This is a genomic window from Microcystis sp. M49636_WE2 (assembly GCF_030065375.1).
GTDB classification, from domain to species: Bacteria; Cyanobacteriota; Cyanobacteriia; order Cyanobacteriales; family Microcystaceae; genus Microcystis; species Microcystis aeruginosa_C.
Genome location: NZ_JASJFG010000837.1, coordinates 1 through 4,515 on the forward strand (window position 1 = coordinate 1; position 4,515 = coordinate 4,515).

General features: G+C 44.5%; 4 protein-coding genes. 3 read left to right on the top strand and 1 reads right to left on the bottom strand.

Annotated features, from left to right (window positions below):
- Both vap15 and PX484_RS19165 read left to right on the top strand, forming a co-directional pair.
- On the top strand, positions 1-240 hold a 240-nt coding region (vap15, locus tag PX484_RS19160), incomplete at its 5' end, for a type II toxin-antitoxin system VapB15 family antitoxin (protein ID WP_288105155.1).
- Entirely contained in the window at positions 218-577 is a 360-nt protein-coding gene (locus PX484_RS19165) for a putative toxin-antitoxin system toxin component, PIN family (RefSeq protein WP_287765536.1), read from the top strand. The genes vap15 and PX484_RS19165, both read left to right, overlap by 23 nt.
- 408 nt (positions 578-985) lie before the next feature.
- On the opposite strand, the gene PX484_RS19170 is transcribed toward PX484_RS19165, so the two are convergent.
- Positions 986-3,361 carry an ATP-binding response regulator gene (locus tag PX484_RS19170; RefSeq protein ID WP_287765538.1) on the bottom strand — a complete coding sequence of 792 codons (2,376 nt, stop codon included), beginning with the start codon at positions 3,359-3,361 and terminating at the stop codon, positions 986-988.
- 384 nt (positions 3,362-3,745) lie between these two features.
- Here PX484_RS19170 and PX484_RS19175 point away from each other — a divergent pair.
- On the top strand, positions 3,746-4,515 hold a 770-nt coding region (locus PX484_RS19175), incomplete at its 3' end, for a circadian clock protein KaiA (RefSeq protein WP_288105158.1).

Below are 4,515 nucleotides of genomic sequence, written 5' to 3' on the forward strand. Positions count from 1 at the left end.
AAAATGAACCAAAAAACTTACCAACTAACCTTAAACTTTGACCAGATTTTAGATTTGGTTAAACAACTCCCAGAAAGTGACAAAATAAAACTCAGTAAAGAACTCGAAAAAGAAACTTTAAATCAAAAATTAACCCAACTTCTAGAAAATTTTAAAACTGATGAGCTTTCCTTAGAGACAATTACCGAAGAAGTGGAGGAAGTTAGGGCTGAAATTTATGGACAACAAGCCACCAATTAAAGTTATTATTGATACTAACCTTTGGATTAGCTTTCTTATTGGTAAACAGTTAGCCAAAACTCTTCTGCCGATTTTTTCTCCACAGCTACTTAATGAGATTAACCTTGTTACCAAAAGACCAAAATTACAAAAGCATTTTTCCCAAAGAAAAGTTCAAGAGTTACTTGAGCTTTTAAACATAATTGGGTTATGTATTGAGACTAAATCAAAAATTAATATCTGTAGAAACGCTAAAGATAACTACCTTTTAGCCTTAGCCAAAGATAGTCAAGCTGACTTTTTAATTACAGGCGATCAAGATTTATTAATTTTGCAACAATTTGGAATAACTAAATAAGACTTCTAGACTTTTTGTCAATCAAAAAGTACCAAATATGGGAGTGATCGGGTGGAAAATTCAGGGACTTTTTCCCTGAAAATTAGGTAATTGACCCCCTCAAAATCGGTAAAACCCTACACCCCACACCCCACACCCCACACCCTACCCCCACGAAAAACTTTTTCAGCAAGCCCTAATTAAATTATGATCGCGCCGTAACGCACCATCTTAATTTGTAGGGTGCGTTAATGTTCTCGGTTCTTCTCTTTTTCTCACCTAACGGCTGGTCGATTTTTTTGAGAAAATTGAGTTAATAATCTCTAGGTTGAGTTAAGGTTTGTAGTTACGCTTTAGCGCCAACTTCTGGGGAAAATCGGGCTAGAGCATCGACATTGCTTGTATTCCCAAGACTTGCCTGACTTGCCTTTACTGTTCTTTGTGGCGAGAAAAAGCCAGATCAGCAGTCTCGATTACCTTTAATAGCTGTTCGATGCGGTTTTCCGTTGGGGGGGCCAAACAGGGAAAAACGACTAAACCGGGGATTTGATTAGCCACCTCGGTGACAGCCACATCAAGGGTGACTAGGGGTAAATTAGCTAGGGTTTCCGACTTGCTCAAGGTTTGCAGATAAGAGTATAAATCTTCTGCGATCGAACTATCAATTAAGATAGCGTCCACCTCCCAGACAGTAGCTAAAAGTTCCGCCTGTTCGCAACTATCGGCCTCGATAAAACGATAATTTTCCCGAACTAATTGATTATTCCAAATCCAGCTAAAGGAAGATAAATCGGAGAAATTGGGGGCATAATGACCGTGTAAACGCAGCAGAGTCGGAGCAGTGCGCTGTTTTCGGCTAGGAACAGGGGAAACGGTCAGATTTAGGCAAGCTTGCAGAGCTGCCGAGGTGATCGGCGGAACCAGAAAACTATCGGCCCCTTGCTGTTGACTGCGGTTGCGATCGGAATCGGCGGCGGTGACAATAACTTTTATATCTTTGGTTTGGGGATGGGATTTCAGCAGCGTTAACACATCCCAACCGGACAAGAGGGGTAGATTGGGATTGAGAAAAACACAACGGGGTTTTAACTGACGGGCTTTTTCGATCGCCTCAGTGCCGCTACGGGCGATAATGGCTTTTAATCCCAATTCACTTAAGCGATCGACAAACTGTTCGATAACTTGGGGATTAGCTTCCACCACTAACACCAGACGCTGGGGAGTGGCGGACTCTTGGTCTGCACCTTGGGGATGAACTGGCAGCAGTAAAGTGAATTGACTGCCTTCCTGGGCCTTGGAGACAAAGGATAGATCACCACCGTGACAGCGTGCCAATTTTTGGCTGAGGACTAAACCTAAACCCGCACCCTCAAATTGACGGGTGAAAGGACTTTCTAGCTGTTGGAATTTCTGAAAAATCAGATGCTGGGATTCTTCTGGAATACCGATCCCCGTATCCCAGACGGTAAAAGCCAGCCAATTTTCCCAACGATTAACTTTAATGCCCAAATTACCGCCATCAATGGTGAATTTTACCGCATTATCTAACAAATGCACTAACATCTGTTGCAAACGGGCTTCATCGGCCAGAACATAATCTAACCCGGATTCGATGTCAAGACGATAGCTGCTGGGGAGATCGAGACGTTGGGGATACTTATCGACGATGATATCGTAAACCCGTTGACAGAGGCGATCGATTTTGACTCTAGTGAAAGTTAATTGTAGTTGTCCTGTCTCTAGGCGGGTTAAATCGAGGAGATCATTGACCAAAGCCATCAACTGGCGACCGCTGCGATAGATTAAATCGGCATATTTGGACTGTCGGGGGTTAAGTTCACCGATTTTTTGTTCCCGCAGCAGACTGGAGAGACCGATCACGGCGGTGAGGGGCGATTTAAACTCATGGCTGACACAGGCGAGAAATTCATCCTTAAGACGATTTAAATGGACTAGATCGGCATTTTTAACCGCTAATTCCTGACAATATTGCTGTTGTTCGGTGATATCGGTGGCTAACAGTAACCACAGTCCTGAAGCTTTCTCGATCAAGGGATAATTATCCGTTAAATTTAACGGCACGGACAACAGGCGCCAAGTCTTGGTTAAACCCGATGTCACTGTTTCTAGACGTTGGGGAAACAGGGGGGGAGTGGGGGATGGGAGGGTTAAGGGGTCATTAACTAAAGCAAAGGGAGAGTTATCGATATTAGCGGGGAAAGCTGCCCCGATTTGTTGACACCAAGCCTGATTTTGGTATAAAATTCCCGCTTCTGGACTGTAGAGCAGCAGCGGCAGCGGTAATTGTTCCAGAAATTTCAGAGGACGATCGCTGCGGGGGGGGGGAATGCGATCGCTGATGCGGGGCTGCGGAGGGGGATCATCGAGAATCGAGCGCCCGAGACAAAATTGGAGAAGTTTGCCCGTGTCTAGGCGTCCTAACAGTTTGCCCTGAGCATCCACTAAAATGGGGGCTAGGGCGATCGCTTCTCCCGTCAGGGTTGTCAGAAACTCACTCACGGCCATGCGAGCGTCAAGAGGGATAATCGGGCGCAGCCAACCGCTCAGATCCAGACAGTTGGAGGAGGGGTTTCTAGTTTCGGGGTGCTGTTGCTGATAGAGGAGGTAAGCGATCAGGGCTTGACTCTCAATCAGTCCTAGGGGACAATACCTCTCATCCACCACCACGATCGCTTCTGGATTGCCCCTGTTAATTAAATCTAAAAGACTGGCCCTGTCAATAATTAATTCACAGGTAGTAACGGATTGATTAAAGTGATGGAGGCTGAGGGTAACGCTAGGCATGGGGATAATACTAAATCCGTTGAGTATAGGCTACATATCAGGACAGGCAAAAGGCACTCATGCACAAGGCAAAAGAGAAATAGATAATCAGTCTTTGATAACTGGATTTAGTATAATTGGGTGGGCGGTGGCGGTAACTTTAGGGCATAATTAACAAACTGATGGCCAAACTATTAGTAGTCCTAGAACTTGAATCTACCTTGATTATGACGCTCGCTGATCTAGACAGCCTCCCCATTGATTACAATTAACTACAATACCCACTGCCAAAAAGCAAAGTTAACTTTAACTTCGCCGATCTGATGGCGAGGGGGTTGTCTTCTCGACAGAGAAAGTCTAACCTATAGTTTGTTATTTTCTATCTACCTTGCGGGTGAGAAAACGTTGCCTCCGAGACTGACTATTTATGCTTTTGTCCCAACGGACCCACCCTTGACGGGAGTGAGTTCACCCCTGGGGCTGGTTAATTCTTTGACGGCTTTATTGGCTAATGAACGCTATAATCTAACCCTAGGGTCGTCTTCTAGCGAATTACTGGCTAATATCGAGGCACAGAAGGAAAAAATCGATTGTTTGCTGGTGGTCTTTCACCCTTCCCTACAGCCGACTTTTAATCAACTCTACGAAGGGGGGATTTTGCTGCCAGTAGTGATCATTGTCGCTGACAAGAACATCACTGCCGAGACGAATGACTCTCCCACCTGTCTCTATCATAGTGCCGAATTACAAATTACCGTCAACGAATTAGACAGCATCACCTCCGTCATCGACCAAGCGATCGCTAGATTTCTCCATTTAGCTCCTAATTGCTCTTTTTCCGAGCGTACCACGATTGTTAACCAACCAAATCCCGTGGCAAATAATCACAGTTTTCTCCTCCTACAACAGCGCCGTTTAGCGGAAAAATTAAAAGAAAGACTCGGCTATTTAGGTGTTTACTACAAACGCAACCCGCAGCTATTCTATCGCAATCTTGCCCCGGAGGAAAAAAACGAATTACTGCGGGAATTAAGAAGAGATTATCGGGAGATTATTTTAAATTACTTCCAACAGGATTATCCGATTAATCAAGCGATCGATGAGTTGGTTAATAATGTCTTTTTTACCGATCTCTCAGTGTCGCAAATTCTGGAAATTCACATGGAGTTAATGGA